Annotated in this window: 19 protein-coding genes; 9 read left to right on the top strand and 10 right to left on the bottom strand. The window is 68.9% G+C overall.

What is annotated here, in order from left to right; genetic code table 11:
* Positions 1–105: 105 nt before the first annotated feature.
* Positions 106–1,017 carry a LysR family transcriptional regulator gene (locus AC6CHL_RS02240; protein ID WP_498293131.1) on the bottom strand — a complete coding sequence of 304 codons (912 nt, stop codon included), beginning with the start codon at positions 1,015–1,017 and terminating at the stop codon, positions 106–108.
* A 102-nt stretch (positions 1,018–1,119) separates the two neighbouring features.
* Here AC6CHL_RS02240 and AC6CHL_RS02235 point away from each other — a divergent pair, with 102 nt between their 5' ends.
* Together AC6CHL_RS02235 and AC6CHL_RS02230 are read left to right on the top strand one after the other, a co-directional pair.
* The gene (locus AC6CHL_RS02235; protein ID WP_498293130.1) at positions 1,120–1,881 is read left to right on the top strand and encodes an SDR family NAD(P)-dependent oxidoreductase; all 762 of its coding nucleotides are present in this window, start codon (positions 1,120–1,122) and stop codon (positions 1,879–1,881) included.
* Positions 1,882–2,016: 135 nt separating this feature from the next.
* On the top strand, positions 2,017–2,328 hold the full coding sequence (locus AC6CHL_RS02230; protein ID WP_137190060.1) for a DUF3817 domain-containing protein: 312 nt from the start codon (positions 2,017–2,019) through the stop codon (positions 2,326–2,328).
* 513 nt (positions 2,329–2,841) lie between these two features.
* Here the strand turns inward: AC6CHL_RS02230 and AC6CHL_RS02225 are convergent.
* The 6 genes from AC6CHL_RS02225 to atpC all read right to left on the bottom strand — a co-directional run bounded on the left by AC6CHL_RS02225 (position 2,842) and on the right by atpC (position 9,523).
* Positions 2,842–3,174, bottom strand: coding sequence for a thioredoxin family protein (locus AC6CHL_RS02225; protein WP_498293129.1), 333 nt, complete (start codon positions 3,172–3,174; stop codon positions 2,842–2,844).
* Positions 3,146–3,625 (bottom strand): flavodoxin, encoded by a 480-nt coding sequence (locus AC6CHL_RS02220; RefSeq protein ID WP_498293128.1) that lies wholly within the window; start codon positions 3,623–3,625, stop codon positions 3,146–3,148. The genes AC6CHL_RS02225 and AC6CHL_RS02220 overlap by 29 nt, the downstream gene beginning before the upstream one ends.
* Positions 3,626–3,632: 7 nt before the next feature.
* Positions 3,633–4,673 (bottom strand): ribonucleotide-diphosphate reductase subunit beta, encoded by a 1,041-nt coding sequence (locus AC6CHL_RS02215; RefSeq protein ID WP_038688187.1) that lies wholly within the window; start codon positions 4,671–4,673, stop codon positions 3,633–3,635.
* A gap of 81 nt (positions 4,674–4,754) precedes the next feature.
* Complete coding sequence (locus tag AC6CHL_RS02210) at positions 4,755–7,127, bottom strand: ribonucleoside-diphosphate reductase subunit alpha (RefSeq protein WP_498293127.1); 2,373 nt, start codon at positions 7,125–7,127, stop codon at positions 4,755–4,757.
* A 401-nt stretch (positions 7,128–7,528) separates the two neighbouring features.
* Positions 7,529–9,034, bottom strand: a complete 1,506-nt coding sequence (locus tag AC6CHL_RS02205) for a DASS family sodium-coupled anion symporter (RefSeq protein ID WP_498293125.1) — start codon at positions 9,032–9,034, stop codon at positions 7,529–7,531.
* A gap of 27 nt (positions 9,035–9,061) precedes the next feature.
* Entirely contained in the window at positions 9,062–9,523 is a 462-nt protein-coding gene (gene atpC, locus AC6CHL_RS02200) for an ATP synthase F1 subunit epsilon (protein ID WP_498293124.1), read from the bottom strand.
* A 269-nt stretch (positions 9,524–9,792) separates the two neighbouring features.
* Here atpC and AC6CHL_RS02195 point away from each other — a divergent pair, with 269 nt between their 5' ends.
* From AC6CHL_RS02195 to AC6CHL_RS02165, 7 genes are read left to right on the top strand one after another with little or no spacing between them, the layout of a single operon-like run.
* The gene (locus tag AC6CHL_RS02195; protein WP_498293123.1) at positions 9,793–10,992 is read left to right on the top strand and encodes an MFS transporter; all 1,200 of its coding nucleotides are present in this window, start codon (positions 9,793–9,795) and stop codon (positions 10,990–10,992) included.
* Positions 10,989–12,188, top strand: coding sequence for an isochorismate synthase (locus AC6CHL_RS02190; RefSeq protein WP_498293121.1), 1,200 nt, complete (start codon positions 10,989–10,991; stop codon positions 12,186–12,188). The genes AC6CHL_RS02195 and AC6CHL_RS02190 overlap by 4 nt, the downstream gene beginning before the upstream one ends.
* The gene (locus AC6CHL_RS02185) at positions 12,188–13,840 is read left to right on the top strand and encodes a (2,3-dihydroxybenzoyl)adenylate synthase (protein ID WP_498293120.1); all 1,653 of its coding nucleotides are present in this window, start codon (positions 12,188–12,190) and stop codon (positions 13,838–13,840) included. Before AC6CHL_RS02190 ends, AC6CHL_RS02185 begins: the two co-directional genes overlap by 1 nt.
* The gene (locus tag AC6CHL_RS02180) at positions 13,840–14,475 is read left to right on the top strand and encodes an isochorismatase family protein (protein WP_141057985.1); all 636 of its coding nucleotides are present in this window, start codon (positions 13,840–13,842) and stop codon (positions 14,473–14,475) included. Before AC6CHL_RS02185 ends, AC6CHL_RS02180 begins: the two co-directional genes overlap by 1 nt.
* A complete protein-coding gene (locus tag AC6CHL_RS02175; RefSeq protein WP_498293119.1) occupies positions 14,472–14,738 on the top strand; it encodes a phosphopantetheine-binding protein in 267 nt (88 codons plus the stop codon). Before AC6CHL_RS02180 ends, AC6CHL_RS02175 begins: the two co-directional genes overlap by 4 nt.
* Complete coding sequence (locus AC6CHL_RS02170; protein WP_498293117.1) at positions 14,735–18,682, top strand: amino acid adenylation domain-containing protein; 3,948 nt, start codon at positions 14,735–14,737, stop codon at positions 18,680–18,682. The genes AC6CHL_RS02175 and AC6CHL_RS02170 overlap by 4 nt, the downstream gene beginning before the upstream one ends.
* Positions 18,679–19,440: a 2,3-dihydro-2,3-dihydroxybenzoate dehydrogenase gene (locus tag AC6CHL_RS02165; protein WP_498293116.1), complete on the top strand. Its 762-nt coding sequence runs from the start codon at positions 18,679–18,681 to the stop codon at positions 19,438–19,440. Before AC6CHL_RS02170 ends, AC6CHL_RS02165 begins: the two co-directional genes overlap by 4 nt.
* Before the next feature lie 278 nt (positions 19,441–19,718).
* On the opposite strand, the gene AC6CHL_RS02160 is transcribed toward AC6CHL_RS02165, so the two are convergent.
* The 3 genes from AC6CHL_RS02160 to AC6CHL_RS02150 all read right to left on the bottom strand — a co-directional run bounded on the left by AC6CHL_RS02160 (position 19,719) and on the right by AC6CHL_RS02150 (position 23,117).
* The gene (locus AC6CHL_RS02160) at positions 19,719–21,287 is read right to left on the bottom strand and encodes a thioredoxin family protein (protein ID WP_498293114.1); all 1,569 of its coding nucleotides are present in this window, start codon (positions 21,285–21,287) and stop codon (positions 19,719–19,721) included.
* A 143-nt stretch (positions 21,288–21,430) separates the two neighbouring features.
* Positions 21,431–22,066: a response regulator transcription factor gene (locus AC6CHL_RS02155; protein WP_447593838.1), complete on the bottom strand. Its 636-nt coding sequence runs from the start codon at positions 22,064–22,066 to the stop codon at positions 21,431–21,433.
* Entirely contained in the window at positions 22,059–23,117 is a 1,059-nt protein-coding gene (locus tag AC6CHL_RS02150; protein ID WP_498293112.1) for a sensor histidine kinase, read from the bottom strand. Before AC6CHL_RS02150 ends, AC6CHL_RS02155 begins: the two co-directional genes overlap by 8 nt.
* Positions 23,118–23,147 lie beyond the last annotated feature (30 nt).

The raw sequence follows: 23,147 nt of genomic DNA, 5'->3' as shown, positions 1-23,147 counted from the left end.
CAGAGGATCACCCCAATAAGAGGGGTGAATATACACTACCGTGCACATAGGGTGCAGAAGCATGCACATCTGGCGGCGTGATTGTGCACGGTGTTGGCGGTGGCTTCAGTCCGCCCGCAGCAGCTCCGGCTGGATCACCCCGGCCACCCAGTCCATGAACGCGGTGACCCGATGGGGCAGGTGGCGGCGTTGCGCGTACAACAGCGTCACCGGCATCGGTTCGGCGGCCAGCTGGGGCAGCACTTCCACCAGGGTGCCGGCGGCCAGTGCCTGGCGCACCCCCAGCCGCGGCACCTGGATCATGCCCAGCCCGGCCAGGGCGGCCGCGTTGTACCCCTCGCCACTGTTGACGGTGATCGCGCCGCGCATCGGCAGGCTGCGATATCCGCCCTCGTCATCGGGGTACTCAAAGCCGGGCGAACGCTGGCCCAGCGTGCCCACGTAGTGGATCAAGGCATGCGCGTGCAGGTCGGACAGCGTACGCGGCGTGCCGCGCGTTGCCAGGTAGACCGGGCTGGCGCAGTTGACGATCTGCATGGCGCCCAGCGGGCGTGCCACCAGCGTGTTGTCGTCCAGACTGCCCACCCGCAGCACGCAGTCGAAGCCTTCGCGCACCAGATCCACGCGGCGATCGGTGCCGCTCAGCTCCATCTCCAGCCCCGGGTGCCGCGCAAGAAAGCCGGGCAGGTGCGGGATCACCAGTTGCCGGGCCAGGCCGCTGGACATGTCCACCCGCAGCCGGCCCTTGAGCTGGCTGGTGTCGCGGCGAAACATGCCCTGCAGCTCTTCCATGTCGTCCAGCAGGTCGCGGGCGCGCTGCTGGAACTGCAGGCCGTCGGCGCTCAGCCGCACCCGGCGGGTGGTCCGGTGCAGCAGCTGCACGCCCACCTCCGCCTCCAACCGCTGCACGGCCAGCGACACGCTGGCCTTGGGCAGGCCCAGGCTGTCGGCAGCGCCGGTGAACGAGCCCAGTTCGGCGACGCGCAGGAAGCTGCGTAGTTGGTCCAGACGATCCATGGATTGTTCGTCATTGGTGAACAGTCAAATCAGGATCGCGCGGTTTATGCGCTCACGCAAGATCAATAGTCTGTGCCCACACCCTACCGCTGGAGAAACGACATGAGCAGCTCCCCCCGTATCGTCCTGGTCACTGGCGGCAGCCGCGGGCTGGGCCGCAACGCCGCGCTCGCGCTGGCCGCCGATGGCGCCGATATCGTGATCACCTACCGCAGCCAGGCCGACGCCGCCCGGCAGGTGGTCGCCCAGATCGAAGCGCTCGGCCGCCGTGCCACGGCCTTGCCGCTGGATGTCGCCGACAGCGGCAGCTTCGCCGCGTTCGCCGACCAGCTGCGCGACACCCTGCAGGGGTGGGGCGCCACGCAGTTGCAGGGCCTGCTCAACAACGCCGGCGAAGGCTTGTACGCGAGCATCGCCGAGACCACGCACGAACAGTTCGACCACGCCGTGGCGGTACATCTGAAGGGGCCGTACTTCCTCACCCAGGCGCTGCTGCCGCTGATCGCCGATGGCGGGCGCATCCTCAACGTGTCCAGCGGGCTGGCGCGCTTCTCGCTGCCGGGCAGTTCGGCCTACGCGATGATGAAGGGCGGCATCGAAGTGTTCACCCGGTACCTGGCCAAGGAACTGGGCGTGCGCGGGATCAGCGCCAACACGCTGGCACCGGGCGCGATCGCCACCGATTTCGGCGGCGGCCGCGTGCGCGACGACGAACATGTCAACGGGATGGTGGCCTCGATCACTGCGCTGGGACGTGCCGGCCAGCCCGACGACATCGGACCGGTGGCGGCGGCACTGTTGTCGCCGTCCACGGCGTGGATCAATGCGCAGCGGGTGGAGGCGTCGGGCGGTATGTTCGTCTGAGTGACAGGGCGTGCGCGAACGTGCGCACGCCTTTTGCAGGGTCAACGGCTGCAAACGGGTCGCATTCGCAGTTCGCGGCTATCATGGCGCTCCTGATGCCTGCGTGCCGAGCCTGATTTGAACGCCACTCCACCGATGACCCCCATGGGTCGTGTCTTCGCCACCGTTGCCTTCATCGAAGCGCTCACCTGGGCCGGCCTGCTGGTCGGCATGTACTTCAAGTACCACGCGGCCGATCCCACCCCGATCGGCGTGCGCGTGTTCGGACCGGTGCACGGGTTCGCCTTCATGGCCTACGTGGTCGTGACGGTGCTGGCCGCGGTGCGGCTGCGCTGGCCGTGGTGGGCGGCAGGGCTGGCGCTGCTGGCTGCGGTTCCGCCGCTGGTGACGTTGCCGTTGGAGTGGTGGTTCAAGCGGCGGGGGCTGCTGGGCCGTCGGGTGGGGTGATTGCGGGGGCTGGCTCCGTTTTTGGGTCATGCGCGCAATGTGCGTGCCACGGCTATCGGCGGTCGTTTGGGAACCGACCCTACCGGAGAGATGCTTGAACCCGGTGGCTGGTAGGGTCGAACCTTGGTCGACTGCCCGTGGTGCTTCACCATTCGGTGGCGACATGACGTTCGAACGCAGACCGGTTTTTGTTGTGCGGTTCGGTTGCGTGATTGCAGGCGCGGCTTCGTTCCGGGGTCATGCGTGCAACGCGCGTGGTACGGTTATCGGCGGTCGTTTGGGAACCGACCCTACCGGAGAGATGCTTGAACCCGGTGGCTGGTAGGGTCGAACCTTGGTCGACTGCACGTAACGGCTCACCGTTCGGTGGCGACATGGCCATCGAACGTAGACTGGTTTTTGTAATGCGGTTCGGTTGCGTGATTGCAGGCGCTGGCTCCTTTCCTGGGTCATGCGTGCAATGTACGCGGCAGCGTTATCGGCGGTCGTTTGGGAACCGACCCTACCAAGGGGTTACGTTGCCATGGCGGCCGCGAGGGCGTCGCCTATCTGCTTCGGCGATTGGTAACCGGGCAGCCGCGCCACTTCGTGTCCGTCACGGACCAGCAGCAGGGTGGGTGTCTGGCGCAGGCCCAAACTGCGGAAGAACACTTCGCCGATGGTCTCCAGGTGGACCTTGAGCAGCACGATGCCGGCGGCGCGCGGTGAATCGGCGATGCTGGTCAGCGACATGTCCAGCATGCGGCAGCCAGGGCAGTTGTCCTTGTGGAAATCCACCAGCACGGTGGGATGGTCGCGAAGGGCGGTGTGGTAGGCGTCAGGCGTGGCGGCGTGCAGGATCTGCATGGGTAGCGGTCTCGATGCGGGCCAACACGGTGTCGGTCCACTGGTGGATGGCGTGGGTATCGGCCTGCCCGTGCGGCATCTGCTCGATTTCCAGCACCGGGTGCGGCGAACCGAAGAAGCGGGCCAGGCGATGCGCGGCGCCGCAGTAGTACTCCGGGCCCCATTGCGTTTCGCCGGTGCCGAACACGGCCACGCCAAGGCCGGGCGGCAGCCCGGCGGTGTCGCGCAGCGTGGCCACGAAGGCTTTCATCTCCGCCGGGGTGCGGCCGGCGTTGTCGGTCCAGCAGCCCAGCAGCAGCGCATCGCGTGGCTGTGCCAGCACGGCAGCGGTATCGCCGTCCACGTCCAGCAGCTGCAGCGGGTGGCCCAGGGCCTGGCAGCGTGCCGCGACCAGCCGCGCCACCTCGTGCGTGTTGCCGCTCAGCGATGCATAGGCAAGCAGGATGCGCATGGGCGGTTCACAGGTCGTCGAAGCCGTTGTCCGAATTGGTCTTCTTGTAACTGGCGTTGCGCATCTCGAAGAAGTCGGTCTTGGTCTCGGTGAAATTGTCGGCGTAGGCCTTGATCCACGGCATCACGTTGACGTTGGTGTCGCTGTACAGCTTCTCGATACCGAGCATGCCGGCCATCTTGTTGGCGCGGTACTTCACGTAACGGATCATCTCGTCCACGTCGATGCCATCGATACCGTCCAGCACCTCGCCGGTCCAGCGCGTTTCCAGCGCGATGGCATGCTCGAATGCATCGTGCACGTAAGCGGTGAGCTGGTCGCCCTGAAGCTGCTGGTTCTCGCCGATGATGGCGCGGATCAGTTCGCTGATGAACTTGGTGTGGGCCAGTTCGTCGCGGTTGATGAAGCTGATGATCTTGCCGGTGCCGGTCATGCGGTTCTGGCGGACCAGGTTGTAGAAAAACGCGAAGCCGGAATAGAAGTTGATGCCTTCCAGGATCGAGGACTGGATCAGCGACCGGATCAGGGTCTCGGCGGTCTTCTCGCGCATGAAGTCGTCGTAGGACTGCATGATCGGCTGGTTGCGCGCCAGAATGGTGGGATGCGTGCGGGCGATTTCGAACACGCGGTTCTGGTCGGCCAGCCCGGCGATGGAGGCCAGTACGTAGCTGTAGCTCTCGTTGTGGATCACCTCCTGCTGGCCGATGATCGCGGCGTTGGCGTGCGCGGCCGGGTCGGTGATGTACTCGGCCACGTTGTAGATGAAGCGGGTCTGCGGGGAATCGAGCGTGGCCAGCAGGCCGATGATCGAATCGTAGGCGTTCTTTTCGCGCGCATTGAGCTCGCCGTAGCCGCGCGCGTCGCCCTTCATGTCCACTTCGTCGGGGATCCAGAAGTTGGTCGACAGCTCCTTGTAGGCCCGGTAGAAGGACGGGTAGGGGATGTCATTCCAGTTCAGGATGCCGCTGGTGCGGCCGTTGATGATGCCGGTGGAGCGGTTGGGGTGGCGCGGTTCGAGGATCTTGATGCGTTCCAGCGGTGTTGCCATGGGGGTGTCCTGGTTGTCGGTTACGTGCGTTTGCCTGGTTGCCGGCCAGCGGCCGGCACTACCGCTGACGACCTGCGGTCGTCAACCACCGCACCATTCGCATTCGTCGATGTCGATGTCGTTGGAGCGCACGTAGTAGGTGGTTTTCAGGCCTTCGCGCCACGCGCTCATGTGCAGGGCGAGCAGGGTGCTGGCGCGGATGGTGCTGGGCACGTACAGGTTGAAGCTGATCGACTGGTCCACGTGGCGCTGGCGGCGCGCGTTCTGGCGGATGCTGGCGAACTGGTCCAGCCGGTAGGCGCCTTTTTCGTAGTACGGGTAGGTGTCCAGCGACAGCCCGGGCGCGGCTACGGGGCGGCGGAAGTCCTTCTTTTCCTCGTAGTAGAACGCCCCGTACACCGGGTCGATGGAGGCGCTGGAGCCGGCGATCTGCGCGGTGCTCATGTTCGGCGCTACCGCCAGCAGCCAGCCGTTGCGCAGCCCGTGCACGCTGACCTGCGCGGCCAGTTCCTGCCAGGCCGGGCTGTTGTAGTGGCGCGCGCGGAAGTACTCGCCGGTCTGCCAGTCGCTGCCCACGAAGGTGCTGTAGCGGCCCTTTTCCTCGGCCAGGCGCATGCTGGCCTGGATGGCCAGGTAGTTGATGCGCTCGTACAGGCTGTCGGCATAGTCTTCGGCCTGGGTGTCGTTCCAGTCGATCTGTTTCAGCGCCAGCAGGTGGTGCCAGCCGAAGGTGCCCAGCCCGATCGCGCGGTACTTGCGGTTGGTGATGGTGGCCTGCGGCACCGGGAGCTGGTTGAGGTCGATCACGTTGTCGAGCATGCGCACCTGGATCGGCACCAGCCGCTCCAGCACATCGCTGGACAGCAGGTCCGGCGCCGCGGTGACTGCACGCCCCAGGTTGATCGAGGACAGGTTGCACACCACGAAATCGCCGGCCTGGCGGGTGGTGACGATCTGGTCGCCACTGATCATCTCCTGCATCAGCCGGGTCGGGCTCATGTTCTGCAGGATCTCGGTGCACAGGTTGCTGGAATACACCCTGCCGGCGTGCTTGTTCGGGTTCATCCGGTTCACTTCGTCCCGGTAGAACATGAAGGGATTGCCGGTCTCCAGCTGGCTGACCATGATCCGCTTGAACAGGTCGATGGCCTTGATCGTGCGGCGGCTGATGCGTTCGTCGGCCACCACCTCGGCGTAGCGGTCGCGGAAGCTGCCCTGGCCGCGTTGTTCGTCGTGGAAATCCTGCAGGTACCAGCCCTTGATCCGCTTCACCTCGTGCGGGTCGAACAGGTACCAGTCACCGCGCCGCTCCACCGCCTCCATGAACAGGTCGGGCAGGCACACCGAGGTGAACACATCGTGCGCGCGCAGGCGCTGGTCGCCATTGTTCAGGCGCAGGTCCAGGAAGCTTTCGATGTCGCGGTGCCACACATCCAGGTACACCGCGATGGCGCCCTTGCGCTGGCCAAGCTGGTCCACGCTGACGGCAGTGTTGTTGAGCTGCTTGATCCACGGCACCACGCCGCCGGACGAATTGGCCACGCCGCGGATCGCCGACCCGGCCGAGCGCACGTAGCCCAGGTACGCGCCCACACCGCCCCCGTGCTTGGACACGCGGGCCACGTCGGTGTTGGAGTCGTAGATGCCCTGCAGGCTGTCGTCCACGGTGTCGATGAAGCACGACGACAGCTGCCCGCCGGTCTTGCCGGCATTGGCCAGGGTGGGCGTGGCCACGGTCATGTACAGGTTGGACAGGGCCCAGTAGGCCTCGCGCACCAGGCGCATGCGCCGCGCGCGGGTGCGGTCGCCACTGAGGTGTTCGTTCTGCATCAGGTACAGCGCGATGGTGAGCCAGCGCTCCTGCGGCAGTTCGTACACCGCCCGCGACTGGTCGGTGGCCAGATAGCGGGTGGCCAGCAGGTACAGGCCGTTGTAGGCGAACAGGAGGTCGCGCTCGGGGTCGATCATCGCCCCGGCCTCCTCCAGTTCTTCCTTGGAATACGCCTTCAGGATGTCGATCGAGTAGACGTTGCGATCGGCCAGGCTTTCCTGCAGCCCCACGTACGAGCCGTATTTGACGCTGGCGTCGTAGAAGCGGTTCTTGCTGGCGCGCTTGTACAGACGGCGCAGGTACAGCCGCGCGGCGAAGTGCTCCCAGTCCGGCGCCACCAGGTCGATACGCGATTCGGCTTCGCGGATCAGCAGGTCCACCAGTTCGTCGGCGCTCAGCCGTTCGCGCCGATGCACCAGCGCCAGCACGGCGCGTTGGTAATCGGCCAGGTCCAGCTGCGGAAACTCGGCGTGCACGGCCTGGATCGAGCGCAGCAGGCGGGCCTGCTCGAACGGCATGCGCCGGTTGCCGCCTTCCTTGCTGATCCACAGGCCATCGCCACTGCTGGCAACGGTGGATTCCAGTGCGGCGGCGTGGGTAAGGGTGCTGTCTTCGGTGATCATTGTCAGTCCATGCGGTACGCAGGAGTCGCGTCGCGATGCGGGCATCGCGACGAACGGGCGGGCGTCATGGAGGCAGGGGGATCATCCCCGGAAGGGTCCGGGTAATACGCTCGCTTCCAGGCGCTGTTCGGGCGGTCATGCCGGGCGGCCGGGGTGGCCTGCAGGGGCATGACGGGGAACCGGGCCTGGCGGAAGCGGGGAGCCGATGAACACAACATAGTGTGGGTCTGCCTCATCGTCAACATCATATGTTGGGTTGAGGCGGTCACCAGCGTGACCAAACGCCGCAGCCGATCGCTCCCCGGTAGAGCCGACCGTTGGTCGGCTGCGTCGGTGTGCGGCGTGTTGCCGCCGTGTGTTTATCTACGATCAGGCGAAGGGCAGCCGACCAACGGTCGGCTCTACCAGTAACCCAGCACCTTCCACCACGCACCGCCAACCACGGCGAACACCACCAGCTCGAACACGCACATCACGAATCCGACGCGCCACCACGTCCCCAGGCTGACGTAGCCGCTGCCGAAGATGATCGGCGAGGTGCCGGTGGCGTAATGGGTGAGCGTCATCATGATGGCCGAGCCGGCGGTCATCATCAGCATGAAGGGCACCACGTACTCGGCCGGAATCAGCAGGGCGCCCACGCCGAGGAAGGCCAGCAGCATCGCGCTGATGTGCGCGGTGGTACTGGCGAACAGGTAGTGCGAGAACACGAACGCCAGCACCAACACTGCCGCGATGGCTTCCCAGCCCATGCCGCTGGCGACGATGGCGCCCTTCATGCCCTCGGAGAACCAGCCGATGACGCCGAGCTTGTTGAGCTGTTCGGCCATCATCACCAGTGCGCCAAACCACACCAGCGTGTCCCACGCACTCTTTTCCGACAGCACGTCGTCCCAGTCGATGGTGCCGGTGATGATCAGTACGAACAGGCCCAGGAAGGCGACCACGGTGGGATCCAGCGTCCACGTCGGCCCGAACAGCATGGCCGGCACGTTCGCCCACAGCACCAGCAGCAGGCCGAAGGTGCCCATCATCACCTTCTCCTTCGGCGCCAGCGGGCCCATCCGTGCCAGTTCGGCGCGCGCGTAGTCCACCGCGTTCGGCGTGGCCTTCAGTTGCGGTGGCGACAACAGGTAGATCACCAGCGGCATCAGCAGCAGGCAGACCAGCCCCGGCACCAGCATGCACAGCGCCCAGGTGGTCCAGGTCAGGTGGAACTGCTGGCCGGTCGCCTTGGCCACGTAGTCCACCACCAGCGGGTTGGGCGCGGTGGCGGTGAGGAACATCGCCGAGGTGATCGGGTTGGCGTGGTAGTTCACCAAGGCCAGGTAGGTGCCCACCTTGGCTTCGGTGCCCTTGGCCGGGTCCGAATCGAACGCGTTGGCGATCGAGCGCATCACCGGGTGAACGATGCCGCCGCCGCGGGCGGTGTTGCTGGGCGTGAACGGCGCCAGCACCAATTCGCACACCGCCAGGCCATAGCCAACGCCCAGCGTGCGCTTGCCGAGCAGGGCGATGAACATCAGCCCGATGCGGCTGCCCAACCCGGTCTTCTTCAGCCCGCGCGAGATCAGGATCGCCACCACGATCAGCCAGATCAGCGGGCTGGCAAAACTGCTGAGGGCGTCGGTGATGGCGCCCTTGGACGAGGTCGAGGTGACCTGCGACAGCGACACGATGACGATCGCCATCATCGCCATCACCCCGATCGGCATCACCTTGAGGATGATCGCCACGATGGTGGTCAGGAAGATGGCCACCAGCCCCCAGGCCTTGGGCGTGAGCCCGGCCGGGCAGGGCAGCAGCAACAGGGTGACCAGCACCGCCGTGGCGATCAGGGCCGGCACCAGCCGGAACGGCACCGCCCCGTTGAAGTAGCGGAACAGGTCCTGCAGTCGCTTGAGCATCGCGGAGTCCTTGCGGCGGGTGCGGGATTACTTGAAGGGCAGCGAGCGCAGCTGCTGCAGGCGCTGCAGCGCCAGTTCGGCATGTACCTTGGCGTTGTCGGGGTCGGTCAGCTCGGTGGCCATCGGCGATGCGGCCGCCTCACGCGCGGCACGGGCGCGGGCATCGTCCAGGTTCTCGCTGCGCAGGCCCAGGTCGGCCAGCACGATCACCTTGCCCGGCTGCACTTCCACATGCCCGCCCGATACATACACATGCAGCGGCGGCTCCGCCCCGACCGGAAATACCGACACCATGCCCTCGCGCAAGGTCGCCAGCAGCGGCGCATGCTGCGCCAACACGCCGAAACGCCCTTCGCTGCCCGGCAGGCTGATCTCGCGCACGTCGCCGCTCCAGATCTCGCCGGTCAGGCTGATGATCTGCACCGGCAGGCCGTGCGCGATGTCGGCGACGATGCCGGGAAGGGCTGGTGCGGGAGGAAGTGACGCCATTGCAAAGGCCGCGGTGGGAGTGGACCCAGCTTAGTCGGGTCGGTGTGTGCACGGGTTGATCGACATCAATGACCCGCGTGCAGGGGTCCGTGCGCCATGTCCATCGCGCGCGGATGAATGCCACGCCACCGCGACCGGGAATCTGCGAATGCGACCTGTTATCATTTGACGGGATAGCCACGGCGATCCTCGCATCGTCGAAGCCGATCGATCCGACGCGCCGCCTTGCAGCGTTGCGCGCCCTATTCCCTGATTGGCAGTGGTGTTCCATGCATGAGCGTTCGGTAGTACCCGGCTTGCCGGCCTTGGTGTTCGCAGCCTTGACCGGCACCATGGCGATGATGGCCTTCGTGGCGGTGGTGGGGCCGGTGGTGCGCCTGCTGGGCCTGGCCGAGTGGCATGCCGGCCTGTCGGTCACCGCTGCCGGGGTGCTCTGGATGCTGTCCGCGCGCCGCTGGGGCAGCCTCAGCGACCGCATCGGGCGCAAGCGCGTGCTGCTGATCGCACTGGCGGCCTACGTGCTGATCTACGTGGCGATGGCAATCTTCGTCGATGCTGCGTTGGCGCGCCCGCCGGCGCTGTGGGTGTCGGTGCTGGTGCTGGTGGGCACGCGGGCGTTGGTGGGGCTGTTCTATGCCGCCGTGCCGCCCACCGCTGCCGCGCTGGTAGCCGACGGTGCCGCGCCGGGGCAACGCGCCGCGGCCATGGCCAAGCTCGGCACCGCCAACGCGCTGGGCATGGTGGTCGGGCCGGCCGCCGCCGGGTGGATCGCCTTCCACCAGTTGTCGCTCACCCTCTACATCGCGGCGTTCCTGCCGTTGCTGTCGCTGGCCGCCATTGCCTGGCGCCTGCCGCCGGACGCGCCGCTGCGCACGGCCACCCCGGGGCCGCGCGCGCGGCTGGGCTGGACCGATGCACGGCTGCGCCTGCCGATCCTGGCGGTGTTTGCCGCCATGGTGTCGGTGACCATCGCGCAGGTCACCGTGGGCTTCTTCGCGATCGACCGCCTGCACCTGTCGCCGGCCGACGGCGCGCGTGCGGCCGGCCTGGCGCTCACCGCGGTGGGTGTCGGGCTGATTCTGGCGCAGGTACTGGTGATGAAACTGGTCGGCGTGCCGCCGCGGCGCTGGATCGCCCTGGGCGCCCTGGTGTCGGGCATTGGGTTCGCCTCGGTGGCGCTGGTGGACGCACGCTGGGAACTGCTGCTGGCCTACGCGGTGGCGGCGTTCGGGATGGGCTTCGTGTTTCCGTCGTTCCAGGCGTTGGCGGCCGATTCGGTGCAGGCGCATGAGCAGGGCGCTGCCGCAGGCACCGTGGCCTCGGTGCAGGGCCTGGGCATGGTGATCGGGCCGATGCTCGGCACACTGCTGTACCAGTGGCGGCCCAGCGCGCCCTATCTGTTGGTGGGCGTGCTGCTGCTGGTGTTGTCGGTGGCCGCGGCACGCCACCGCGCCGGAGCGCCGGCATGAACGACAGCGCGCAGGCACGCACGGTGCGCGACGATGACAGTGCCGTGGTGGGCGATGCCGCCGTGACCACGCCGTTTCTGCTGCGTGCGCCGTTGCGCTCGCTGCACACGCAGGGGTGCCGAGCGCGGCTGCCGGCCGGTGGCACCGCCACCCTGGCCGCGCGCGTAGCGGCCTTTTTCGCTACGCCGCGCGCCGGCCTGCCGCTGCTGGTTGGCGCGCTGCCGTTCGATCCTGACGGTGACGATGCGCTGCACCAGCCGCAGGCACTCTCGACCGCGGCGCTGCCATCCGCGCCGCCGGCAGCGACCTTCAACGGTCGCCTCGCCGCAGAACCCAGTGCCGCGCAGTACGCAGACGCGGTGGGCGCGGCGTTGCATGACCTGCAGCAGCCGGCACCGGCGCTGCACAAGGTGGTGCTGGCCCGCAGCCTGCTGCTGGACGGCGCGCAGGACGTCGATCCGCACGCCCTGGCCGCGCGCCTGGGCCACGACCCCAGCGTGGCCACCTATCTGGTGACGCTGCCTGGCGGAACGCAGGAACCCCCGGCGTGGCTGGTGGGCGCAACCCCCGAACTGCTGGTGTCGCGTCGCGGTGCGCGGGTGCTGTCGCATCCACTGGCCGGTTCGGCCCGACGCCATCCCGACCCGGCCGAAGATGCACGGGTGGCGCAGGCGCTGCTGGCCTCGGCCAAGGACCACGACGAACACCGCCATGTGGTGGAGGCCATCGTGGCGGCACTGGCGCCGTGGTGCAGCCATATCGAGGCCGAGCCGCGGCCCTCGCTGCATGCCACCGCCACCATGTGGCACCTGGGCACGCGGATCGAGGCCACGCTGGCCGACGCGCGCACGCCGGTTGCCGCGCTGGTGGCCGCGCTGCATCCCACCCCGGCCGTGTGCGGTACGCCGCGCGCGCTTGCGCTGCGCACCATTCGCCAGCTGGAACCGGTGCCGCGCGGCTTCTATGCCGGCGCGGTTGGCTGGACCGATGCCGACGGCGATGGCGACTGGTACGTGGCGATCCGCTGCGCCCGCGTGCAGGGCCCGCAGGTGCGCGTGTACGCCGGCGCGGGCATTGTTGCCGGCTCACAGCCCGCGCTGGAAGTGGCCGAAACAGACGCCAAATTCGGCGCCGTGTTGAACGCCCTGGGCGTCGATGCGCTGCCTTCCATACGCGTTAACGGAGTTGGTTCCTGATGAACGAGAGTGCTTCCCCCGCGCTGGTGCCGCTACGCCAGAGCTGGCCGCCGGCCCTGGTGGCGCGCTATCGCGCTGCCGGCTACTGGCGTGGCGAAACCCTGCCGGGCGTGCTGCGCGAGCGGGCCACGCGGTTTGCCAATGACATCGCCGTGGTCGGCGGCGAGGTGCGGCTGAGCTACGCGGCGCTCTGGCAGGAGGCCGGCCGGATCGGTGCGGGGTTGCTGGCGCGCGGTCTGGTGCCGGGCGACCGGGTGGTAGTGCAGCTGGGCAATACGCCGGCATTCGTGACGGTGGTCTGCGGGCTGTTCCGGGCCGGATTGATTCCGGTGTACGCACTGCCGGCGCATCGCATCACCGAGGTGCGCCATGTGCTGGACAAGGCGCAGGCGCGCGGGTACATCGCGGCGGACAGGCAGGACGGCTTCGATTACCGCGTGCTGGCGCGCGAACTGCAGGCACTGCTGCCAGCGCTGCAGCACGTGCTGATCGTCGGCGACGCCGCCGAGTTCGGCGCGGTGGACAGCCTGCAGGGCGACGCGGCGCTGTTGCCGCCCGATCCGGACCCGCAGTCGGTGGCGTTCCTGCAGTTGTCGGGCGGCAGCACGGGCTTGTCCAAACTGATTCCGCGCACCCACGACGATTACATCTATTCGTTCCGCGCCAGCAACGAGATCTGCGGCATCACGCGCGACAGCGTGTACATGGTCGCGCTGCCCGCCGCGCACAACTTCCCGATGAGCTCGCCCGGTTTCCTGGGCGCGCTGTATGCCGGCGCGCGCGTGGTGATGAGCCCGGGCCCCGGGCCTGACGCGGCCTTTCCGCTGATCGCGCGCGAGCGCGTGACCTGCGTGGGGCTGGTGCCGCCGCTGGCCTTGCTGTGGGCGCAGGCCGCGGCCACCACCGCGCACGACCTGGGCAGCCTGCAGGTGCTGCAGGTGGGAGGCGCCAAGCTGGTGCCGGAAGCGGCGCGCCGGGTGATCGACAGCCTGGGCTGCCGTCTGCAGCAGGTGTTCGGCATGGCCGAAGGCCTGGTCAACTACACCCGCCTGCACGATCCGCTGGACGTGGTGGTGGGTACCCAGGGCCGGCCGATCTCGCCCGACGACGAGGTGCTGGTGGTGGACGACCACGGCCACCCGGTCGCGGAAGGCGGCATCGGCCACCTGCTCACGCGGGGCCCGTACACCATTCGCGCGTACCACAACGACCCGGCCGCCAACGCGCGTTCGTTCACCGAGGATGGCTACTACCGCACCGGCGACATGGTGCAGCAGTTGCCCGGTGGCTACCTGGTAGTGCAGGGCAGGGCCGGCGACCATATCAACCGGGCCGGCGAGAAGATCTCCGCCGAGGAGATCGAAGACCATCTGCTGGCCCATGCCGAGGTGTTCGATGCCGCGGTGGTCTCGATGCCCGATGCCTTCCTGGGGGAACGCAGCTGTGCGTTCGTCATTGCGCACGGCACCCCGCCCACTGCCGCCAGCCTCAAGGCCTGGGTACGCGGGCGTGGCCTGGCCGCGTTCAAAGTGCCCGACCAGGTGGTGTTCGTGGAGGCCTTCGGCACCACGGCGGTGGGCAAGATCAGCCGCCGCGAACTGCGCGCGCAGCTGCGCGAACGTTACCTTGAACAGACAGGAGAACCGCGCTGATGGCGCTGCCGAAGATTGCCCCGTATCCGTTGCCGCTGGCCGGTGAACTGCCGCCGCCGCGCGGCCCCTGGGTGCCGCGCACCGAGCGCATGGCGCTGCTGGTGCATGACATGCAGCAGTATTTCCTGGCCGCGTTTGCCGCCGACGCCGCGCCGCTTGCGCCGGCGGTGGCCAATATCGCCCGCCTGCTGGCGCACTGCCGTGCGCGCGACATCCCGGTGTTCTACACCGCCCAGCGTGGCAACCAGGACCGCCGTGACCGCGGCCTGCAGGCCGACCTGTGGGGTCCGGGCATGAGCGCCACCGCCGAGCACGAAACCATCCTTGCCGCACTGGCACCGGCCCCCGGCGATCATGTGCTGGTCAAGCACCGCTACAGCGCGTTCCAGCGCAGCAACCTGGACACGATGCTGCGCGCCCGTGGCCGCGATCAGCTGCTGGTGACCGGCGTGTATGCGCACATCGGCTGCGCGGCGACCGTGACCGAGGCCTTCCAGCGCGACATCGAGGCGTTCATCGCCGCCGATGCAGTGGCCGACTTCTCGCGCGCCGACCATGACCTGGCCCTGCACCTGATCGCGCGCACCTGTGGCGTGCCCCTGACCACCGACCAGCTGTTGAAGGCCCTGGCATGAACACCCCCGCACACGACCTCCCGCTTGACCTGGCGCGCATGCGTGCCGACGTGGCTGGCATGCTGGGCGAAGCGCCCCAGACCATCGGCGACGACGACAACCTGATCGACCTGGGCCTGGACTCGATGCGGGTGCTGGGCCTGGTACTGGCGTGGGGCAACACCGGGATCGCACTGGAGTTCAGCCACCTGGCCGAGCACGCCACGCTGGCCGGCTGGTGGGGCGTGGTGCAGCGGCTGCAGGGCAGCGCTGCGCGCGCATGAAGGCAGGGCAGGGCGCGGACGCAACCGGAGCGCAGGCACAGCCGCGCCCCCAAGGCTTGAGCGAAGCGCAGACCGGGCTGTGGTATGCGCAGCGACTGGCGGCGGCACCGGCCGCGTTCAACACCGCGCATGCGCTGTGGATCGACGGTGCGCTGGACGTCACGCGCTTTGCGGCCGCCGCCAACGCCGCCGCGCATGAAGCCGAGGCGCTCGCACTGCGTATTGCCGACGGTGCCGACGGTGTACCGCAGCAATGGCACGTGCCCGCGCATGTGCCACTGCTGGAGGTGGTGGACCTGTCCGCGCTGCCGGACCCGGTGGCCGCCGCACGCACCGCCATGGACCAGGACCGCCTGCACGCGGTGGATCCGGCGCGCGACCGGCTCGCGCAGCAGCGTTTGTTCGTGCTGGGTGGCGCGCGGCATCTCTGGTACCTGCGCGTGCATCACCTGGCCACCGACGGCTACGGCATGGCGCTGTTCACCGAGCGGGTCTGCGCGTTGTATGCGGACGCGGATGCCGAGGCGGCAGCGCTTGCCCCGTTGGCCCCGGTGCTGGCCGATGATCGGGACTACCGCCACGGCGAACGCCGCGCCGCTGATGCGGCCTACTGGCAGCAGTACATGGCCGGCGCCCCGGCGGCGGAAGGACTGGCGGGCGCCAGTGCCCCGGCGGCCGCCGATGCCCTGCGCCACGTCTGCGACCTGCCTGCGGCGCTGCGCCGCCGGCTGCTGGCGGTGGCCACGCAGATCGCCCAGCCCTGGCCGGACCTGCTGACCACGCTGGGCGCCGCGTACTGCCGCCGCTTCAGTGCGCTCGACGAAGTGGTGCTGGGCATCCCGTTCATGGGCCGGCTCGGCAATGCGTCCGCGCGTGTTCCGGCGATGGTGATGAACGTGTTGCCCCTGCGCGTGGCCGCCCGCGACGCCAGTCTGGCCGAGACCGTGCAGGCCACCGCGCGCGACCTGCTGCGTGCCCGCCGCCACGGCCGCTACCGCGGCGAACAGCTGCGCCGCGACCTGGGCCTGGTTGGCAGCCAGCACCGTCTGCACGGTCCGATGATCAACGTGCAGCCGTTCTACCGGGCGCTGCCGCTGGCGGGCGTGCAGGTGCGGCTGGACGTGCTGGGCACCGGCCCGGTGGACGACATCACCTTCGGTTTCCGTGGTGATGGCACGCACCACCTCGACCTGGAGATCGAAGCGAATCCTGCCGTGTACGCGCCCGCCGAGGTGGAGGCGCATGCCGCGCGGCTGCTGCACTTCATCGACGCCGCGCTGGACGTGCACGACCGTGGCTTGCGCATGGACGACATCGCGCTGGCCACGCCGGCCGAAGCGCAGCGCTACCTGTTCGAGGTCAATGCCACGGCCATGCCGCTGCCCGACGTGTCACTGGTGGCGCTGCTGTTGGACGGCATGCATGCCAACCCCGACGCCACCGCGCTGGAGTTCGACGGGCAGCGCCTCACCCATGCCCAGCTGGAACAGCGCAGCCGGGCAGTGGCGCTGCAGTTGCAGGCGATGGGCGTGGGCCGCGAATCCCGCGTGGTGGTGGCGTTGCCGCGCTCGCTGCAACTGGTGGTGGGGCTGGTGGCCATCCTGCGCGCCGGTGCGGCCTACCTGCCGGTGGACCTGGCCCATCCGGACCAGCGACTCGCCCGCATCCTGGCCTCGGCCCAGCCCAGCTGCGTGCTGGCCGACGACACGGCGGCGGCGCGGTTTGCCGGCTATCGCGTGCTGGCACCGACGCAGTGGAGCGCAGGCGATGTGCGCGAACTGCCCGACACCGTGCAGCCGCAGGACGCCGCCTACGTCATCTACACCTCCGGCTCCACCGGCGAGCCCAAGGGCGTGCTCGTGGAGCATCGCGCCATCGTCAACCGGTTGCAGTGGATGAGCAGCCATTACGGCATCGGCGCCGATGCGCGGATCCTGCAGAAGACGCCGGCCACCTTCGATGTCTCGGTCTGGGAATTCTTCCTGCCGCTGCTGTGCGGGGCCACGCTGGTGATCGCGGCGCCCGACCTGCACCGTGACCCGGTGGCGCTGGCCGAACTCATCCGCCGCGCCCGGATCAGCATCGTGCATTTCGTTCCGTCGATGCTGGATGCGTTCCTGGCCGTGCCTTCGGCGCGCGGCCTGCAGCTACGCCAAGTATTCACCAGCGGCGAAGCACTGGAACCGGCATTGCGCGATCGCTTCCATGCCACCGTCGATGCCGAACTGCACAATCTTTATGGTCCCACCGAAGCGGCCGTCGATGTGAGTTGGTGGCCGGCGGACCGCGACGACCGCAGCAGGCCGGTGCCGATCGGCTACCCGGTCTGGAACACCCGCCTGTACGTGCTGGACGCGCGCATGCGGGCGGTGCCGCCGGGCGTGCCCGGTGACCTGTACCTGGGCGGCGTGCAGCTGGCCCGGGGCTACGTGGGTCGCGACGACCTGACCGCCGAGCGCTTCCTCGCCGACCCGCACCTGCCCGGTGAGCGGATCTATCGCAGCGGTGACGTGGCGCGCTGGCGCGTCGACGGTGCCGTGGAGTATCTCGGGCGCAGCGACCACCAGGTGAAACTTCGCGGGCTGCGCATCGAGTTGGGCGAGATTGATGCCGCGCTACGCCTGCAGCCGGGTGTGGAACGCGCTGAAACGCTGCTGCGCGAAGACCGGCCCGGCGAGCGGCGGTTGGTTTCCTATGTCTCTGGCGTGGCGCTGGACCCGGTGGCGCTGCGCGCCGGCCTGGCCGCGCGCGTGCCGGACTACATGGTCCCCGCCGCGCTGATGGTGGTGGCGCAGTGGCCGGTGACGGCAAACGGCAAGCTGGACCGCGCCGCGTTGCCCGTGCCGACGCTGGCCGCGGTGCCGGGCCGCGCGCCCAGCACGGACAGCGAGCGCCAGCTGGCCGCGTTGTTTGCGCAGGCGTTGAGCCTGGATGACGCGCCCGCCGCCGATGCGGACTTCTTCAGCCTGGGCGGTGATTCGCTGTCGGCGGTGCACCTGCTGCTGGCGATCCAGCAACACTGGCAGCGTGATCCGGGCCTGGGCGCGGTGTTCGCCCACCCCAGCGTGGCGGCACTGGCCCGCGTGCTGGACGCGCCGGAACACGGCACCGACCACGGCCTGTCGCCGCTGATCGGGCTGGCGCGCGGTGAGCCGGGCAGGGCACCGCTGTTCGTGGTCCATCCCGCTGGCGGCATCGCCTGGAACTACCGCGACCTGGCCCGTGCGCTGCAGCCGGCACGCGACGTCCATGGTCTGCAGTCGCCCGCACTGGATGCCGCGCAGCCGCTGCCCGACAGCATCGATGCCCTGGCCGCGGACTATGTGGCGCGGGTGGTGGCACTGCAGCCGAACGGGCCCGTGCACCTGCTGGGCTGGTCGGTGGGCGGCATCATCGCCCAGGCCATGGCCGTGCACCTGCAGGCGCTGGGTCGCAGCGTCGGCGAGCTGGTGCTGCTGGATGCCTATCCCAGCGAATGCTGGCGGGCCGAACCCGAGCCGGACCCGATCGCGGCGCTGCGTGCGCTGCTGGCCATCGCCGGGCATGACCCCGACGCCCACCCCGAACTGGACAGCCGCGCGCGCATCATGGCGTTCCTGCGCCGTGGCGACAGCGCGCTGGGCAACCTGCCCGAACCGGTGCTGGACGGCGTGGTCCGCGCGGTCACCGGCACCAACCGGTTGATCCGCGCGCACCACCACGCACCGTACCGCGGCGTGCTCAGCCACGTGCGTGCCGGTCGCGACCACGCCGCGCGCCCGTATCTGCAGGCATCCCTCTGGGCGCCGTACGCGGCAACGATCGAGGCAATCGAGCTCCCGTTCGTGCATGCCGAGCTGACCGGCCGTGATGCTGTCGCACAGATCGCCCCTTGGCTGTCGGCGCGGCTGCAGCGCAGCGACGCCCTCGATATCCGTTCGTCCCCACAGGAACAGCCTTCATGAAACTCACTGGATTCGATGGCACGCTGGCCGTGGTCACCGGCGCTGCCGGCGGCATTGGCGCGGCGCTGGTGCAGCAGCTGCTGGACAGCGGATGCGTGGTGGTCGCCACCGACCTGGCTGCGCCCGCGCTGCAGGCGCACCCGAACCTGCATGCCAGGGCGCTGGACGTCAGCGATGCCGGTGCAGTGGATGCGCTGGTCGGCTGGGCCGAGACCACGCTGGGGCCGGTGGGCTTCGGCATCAGCGTGGCCGGCGTGCTGCAGGTGGGTACGGTCGATCAGATCGACGACGCGCAATGGCGTCGCGTGTTCGCGGTCAACGCCGACGGCGTGTTCCATCTGTCGCGCGCCCTGGCGCGGGTGATGACCCCGCGCGGCAAGGGGGCCATCGTCACCGTCAGCTCCAATGCCGCAGGCGTGCCGCGGCATGGCATGGCTGCCTACGCCGCATCGAAAGCGGCCGCCACCATGTTCACGCGGTGCCTCGGGCTGGAACTGGCTCCCCACGGCATCCGCTGCAACATCGTCGCCCCGGGCTCGACCCTGACCCCGATGCAGACCGGCATGTGGGAGGACGCCGACGGCGCGCAGCGGGTGATCGAGGGCAACCCGGCAATCTACAAGGCCGGCATTCCGCTGCGCAAGCTGGCCCGCCCCGACGACATCGCCCAGGCGGTGATGTTCCTGTTGTCCGACCAGGCCGGCCATATCGCGATGAGCGATCTGTATGTGGACGGTGGTGCCACGTTGCGTGGTTGAAGGCGCCGGGTTATGCCCGATTGTTGGTCACGCGCGTCTCCGGATGCTCTGCAGCCGACCAACGGTCGGCTCTACCGGGCCGGGGTCGAGCGATATGCCGGGGTGGCCCGATATGTCCGATATGCCCGGGGGCGTGCGACGTCCCGACGGTCGCACGACATCGCGGTGGCGCGACACCACGTAGAGCCGGGCTCTGCCCGGCTGCTCTTCGGATCTGCAGCCGACCAACGGTCGGCTCTACCGGAGCTCTGCAGCCGACCAACGGTCGGCTCTACCTGTCAGCTCTTCAGCCATCGGCTGCACGCCGCGCCGGCATCGGCGCCCGGTGCGGCCTTGGCGCAGGATTCGCCCATGCGCGCCTGCAAGCGGACCAGCGTTTGCGCGCCGTGGTGCGCACGCCCCCACGCCTGCAGCGTGGTCGCCAGGCGCTCGAAGCGCTGCCGGGTGCGCTGGTGGTAGCCCGCCGGTTGCGCGTCGAGTTCGGCAATCACTTGGGCCGTTGCCTGCTCGATGGCTTTCCCATCGTCCGGCGTCAGCCGCACCAGGCCTTCCACGTACAACACGCCCCATTGCACCCGCGTGGCCGGTCCCTGCGCACCTTCGTAGGCCTTGCGCAGCCAGTCCACCGCAGCCGTCTTGTCGCCGCGCGCCTCGGCCAGTTCGGCCAGCTCGGGCATGTAGTAGTACGGCGTCTGGCTGCGGTCCAGTTCCGCACGCAACAGCGTCTCGGCCGCGGCATCATCGCCGGCCTCGCGCAGCACATACACCGCGCTGCTGATGGTGGCCTGGCGTTCGTGCGACGTCTTTGCCGCGGCATCGGCCGCAGCCACGCGCTCATGCGCCTTCTCCTGCAGCGCCGGCGGCACCGGGGTGTCCCGATGCTGCTGCTTGAACAACGTCAATTCGGTGATCACGCTGGACAGGCGCGCATCGGCGGCGTTGTCCTGGCTGGCATCGGCGCGCTCCAGCGCCGCCAGCAACTGGGTGCCCAGCTGCTGGGCCTCCACCGGCGTGGCAGCGGCCCGTGCCACCAGCGCGGGGCCTTGGTAGCCCAGCAGATCGCGGTTGGCACGCACTTCGGCCGGCGCGGCCAGGACCGTGGTCAGCAAAGTGCGGGTGGCCTCACGTTCCGCAGCGTCGGGTGCAGGTGCGTCCTTGCCGGCACTGCCGGCGCCCAGCGCGAGCAACCCGAAACGACGCTGCAGGGCCGGGTCCGGCGCGGACGCGGCCAGCTGCCGCAACAGCGCCACCGGATCGCGCTGACCCGCCAGGCGGCTGGCGTCCACCTCCCAGCCGTAATCGCCCAGCACCCGCCAGTCGTCTTCGGACACGCGCTGCGGCGACACCACCGCCACCCGCAGCACGTCGGCCACGGCCGTGCGCCGGTTCACCGCCAGGCGCAGCGCCCGGGTCAGCTCGGCGCTGTCGTTGCCGCCGGCCAGCCGGGTGATTTCGTGGCGTTGCGGGTCCAGCACGATCAGCGTGGGATAACCGCGCACGCCGAACTGCTCGCCCAGTGCCTGCGCACCTTCCGAGTCGCCATCCAGGTACACCGGCACGTACTGCCGGGTGAGCGCGATGAACGCCGGGTCACGGAACAGGGTGGCCTTGAGCTTGTTGCACGGCGGGCACCACACCGCGCCCCAGTACAGCAGCACCGGCTTGCCGCTCTGCTGCGCATCGGCGAAGGCGTCTTCGACATCGCCGTGCCGCCACGCGATCTCCTCGGCAACCGGCGCGGCCTGCGCACTGGCCACCGGGCTGGCGGACGGAGCCTGCTGGCAGGCGGCAAGCGCGGTGCATAGGGCAAGCAGGGTGAAGGGCAGGGCAGCACGCATGGTCAGCATCCACGGCAGGGAGAGGTGCCGCAGCAGCGGCCATGGCGCATTCTAGGAAGGGACGGTGCCCGCATCGCATCGGCCCTGATGCCGATTACTCATCTGTCCAGTCGCGCGGGTGATGACGGCCGCCGCGCGGGGCCGGGCGGGCCTCAGCCGATGCCCAGGCGGTCGTACAAACGCACCAGGTCCACCAGCGTGCGCGCCTGCATCTTGCGCATCACGTTGGCGCGGCGCACCTTCACCGTGATTTCGCTGACCCCCAGCTCGGCGGCGATCTGCTTGTTGAGCCGGCCGCGCACCACGCCGCCGACCACGTCGCGCTCGCCATCGTTGAGCGAGGCCCAACGTTGCCGCAGCACGTCCACGGCGGCGTCATCGCGGCGCCGCTCACGGTCGCGCTCGATGCCCAGGTGGATCGCGTCCAGCAGCTCCTGGTCACGGAACGGCTTGGTCAGGAACTCGATGGCGCCTTCCTTCATGGCCGCCACGCCCATGGCGATGTCGCCGTGGCCGGTGATGAACACCACCGGCAGGTGCAGGCCGTGGCTGGCCATCTGCCGGTGGAACTCCAGCCCACTCTGGCCCGGCATGCGCACGTCCAGCACCAGGCAGGCCGGCGCGTCCGCGCGCGGATGCTGCAGGAACGCGGCCACCGAGTCGAAGGCACGCACCTGCATGCCCATCGAGGCCAACAGATCTTCGAGTGCGGCCCGTACCGAATGATCGTCGTCCACCACGTACACGATGGGCGCGGGCGCACCTTCAGGCGGCGTCGACCTAACCATGCGGACCGCCGCCATCGATGGGCAGTTCGAACACGAAGCAGGCGCCCCCGTCGGCCACCGGCTCGGCGCGGATCTGGCCATCGTGGGCCTCCAGGATGCTGCGGCTCAGGCTCAAGCCCAGGCCCAGGCCACCGGACTTGGTGGTCCAGAAGGCGTCGAACACTCGCTCCGGGGCGTCCAGCGGCAGCCCGCTGCCGTGGTCGCGCACGCTCATGGCCACCCGCGTCGGGCTGGCACGCCAGCTGCGCAGCACCAGCCGCCGGCTGCCTGCCGGCACCTCGGCCATCGCATCGACCGCGTTGAGAATCAGGTTGCCGATCACCTGCTGCACCTGCACGCGGTCGCCGAACACCGGCGGCAGCGCGTCGTCCAGCTGGGTACTGAGCGTGACCGCATGCTGTTCCAGTTCGCTGTGCGACAGCGCCAGCATTTCCAGCAGTGCCTGGTTGAGGTCGAAGCCCTGCCGTTCCGGCACCGCGCCACGGGTCAACCCGCGCACGCGGGCAATCACGTCGCTGGCGCGGTGCGCATCGGCCAGGATCCGCGCGAGTGTCTGCCGCGCCTTGTCCACGTTGGGCGGGTCCTGGGCCAGCCAGCGCTGGCTGGCTTCGGCGCTGCTGGCGATCGCCGCCAGCGGCTGGTTCACTTCATGCGCGATGGAGGTGGTGAGCTCGCCCACGGTGGAGGCGCGGGCCACCCGCAGCAGGCGGGCCTGTGCGTCCTGCACGGCGGCCTTGGCGACTTCCATCTTCAGCGCAAGCCAAGTCGTGATGCCGATCACCAGCATGCCGATCGCCGAATTCACCAGGCCGATGCGGTAGGTGCCGAAGCGGGTCAGGAAGAAACTGAGCCCGGTCAGGCCGATGCACAGGGCGGCCAACCGCACCAGCCCCCGACCCGACAGCACGCGCGAGGCGGCCAGGATCACCGCCGCGTAGAAGCAGGCGGCCGCCACCGCATAGTCGGTGAGCGTGTCGGCGGCGAAGATCGCGGCCATCACCACGCCCAGCACGAGCAGGGCAACGGTACGGCGCGACGAGGAAGACAGCATCGGGACGGCTCCGTGGAAAACGTGGACAAA

This window comes from Stenotrophomonas sp. GQ19 (assembly GCF_059758695.1).
This window is presented reverse-complemented; position numbering and strand designations above follow the sequence as displayed.

What these genes read in the sequence shown, in the direction of transcription:
- AC6CHL_RS02240 (WP_498293131.1), bottom strand. Translation starts at nt 1,017, where the DNA reads ATGGATCGTCTGGACCAACTACGCAGCTTCCTGCGCGTCGCCGAACTG.
- AC6CHL_RS02235 (WP_498293130.1), top strand. Translation starts at nt 1,120, where the DNA reads ATGAGCAGCTCCCCCCGTATCGTCCTGGTCACTGGCGGCAGCCGCGGG.
- AC6CHL_RS02230 (WP_137190060.1), top strand. Translation starts at nt 2,017, where the DNA reads ATGACCCCCATGGGTCGTGTCTTCGCCACCGTTGCCTTCATCGAAGCG.
- AC6CHL_RS02225 (WP_498293129.1), bottom strand. Translation starts at nt 3,174, where the DNA reads ATGCAGATCCTGCACGCCGCCACGCCTGACGCCTACCACACCGCCCTT.
- AC6CHL_RS02220 (WP_498293128.1), bottom strand. Translation starts at nt 3,625, where the DNA reads ATGCGCATCCTGCTTGCCTATGCATCGCTGAGCGGCAACACGCACGAG.
- AC6CHL_RS02215 (WP_038688187.1), bottom strand. Translation starts at nt 4,673, where the DNA reads ATGGCAACACCGCTGGAACGCATCAAGATCCTCGAACCGCGCCACCCC.
- AC6CHL_RS02210 (WP_498293127.1), bottom strand. Translation starts at nt 7,127, where the DNA reads ATGATCACCGAAGACAGCACCCTTACCCACGCCGCCGCACTGGAATCC.
- AC6CHL_RS02205 (WP_498293125.1), bottom strand. Translation starts at nt 9,034, where the DNA reads ATGCTCAAGCGACTGCAGGACCTGTTCCGCTACTTCAACGGGGCGGTG.
- atpC (WP_498293124.1), bottom strand. Translation starts at nt 9,523, where the DNA reads ATGGCGTCACTTCCTCCCGCACCAGCCCTTCCCGGCATCGTCGCCGAC.
- AC6CHL_RS02195 (WP_498293123.1), top strand. Translation starts at nt 9,793, where the DNA reads ATGCATGAGCGTTCGGTAGTACCCGGCTTGCCGGCCTTGGTGTTCGCA.
- AC6CHL_RS02190 (WP_498293121.1), top strand. Translation starts at nt 10,989, where the DNA reads ATGAACGACAGCGCGCAGGCACGCACGGTGCGCGACGATGACAGTGCC.
- AC6CHL_RS02185 (WP_498293120.1), top strand. Translation starts at nt 12,188, where the DNA reads ATGAACGAGAGTGCTTCCCCCGCGCTGGTGCCGCTACGCCAGAGCTGG.
- AC6CHL_RS02180 (WP_141057985.1), top strand. Translation starts at nt 13,840, where the DNA reads ATGGCGCTGCCGAAGATTGCCCCGTATCCGTTGCCGCTGGCCGGTGAA.
- AC6CHL_RS02175 (WP_498293119.1), top strand. Translation starts at nt 14,472, where the DNA reads ATGAACACCCCCGCACACGACCTCCCGCTTGACCTGGCGCGCATGCGT.
- AC6CHL_RS02170 (WP_498293117.1), top strand. Translation starts at nt 14,735, where the DNA reads ATGAAGGCAGGGCAGGGCGCGGACGCAACCGGAGCGCAGGCACAGCCG.
- AC6CHL_RS02165 (WP_498293116.1), top strand. Translation starts at nt 18,679, where the DNA reads ATGAAACTCACTGGATTCGATGGCACGCTGGCCGTGGTCACCGGCGCT.
- AC6CHL_RS02160 (WP_498293114.1), bottom strand. Translation starts at nt 21,287, where the DNA reads ATGCTGACCATGCGTGCTGCCCTGCCCTTCACCCTGCTTGCCCTATGC.
- AC6CHL_RS02155 (WP_447593838.1), bottom strand. Translation starts at nt 22,066, where the DNA reads ATGGTTAGGTCGACGCCGCCTGAAGGTGCGCCCGCGCCCATCGTGTAC.
- AC6CHL_RS02150 (WP_498293112.1), bottom strand. Translation starts at nt 23,117, where the DNA reads ATGCTGTCTTCCTCGTCGCGCCGTACCGTTGCCCTGCTCGTGCTGGGC.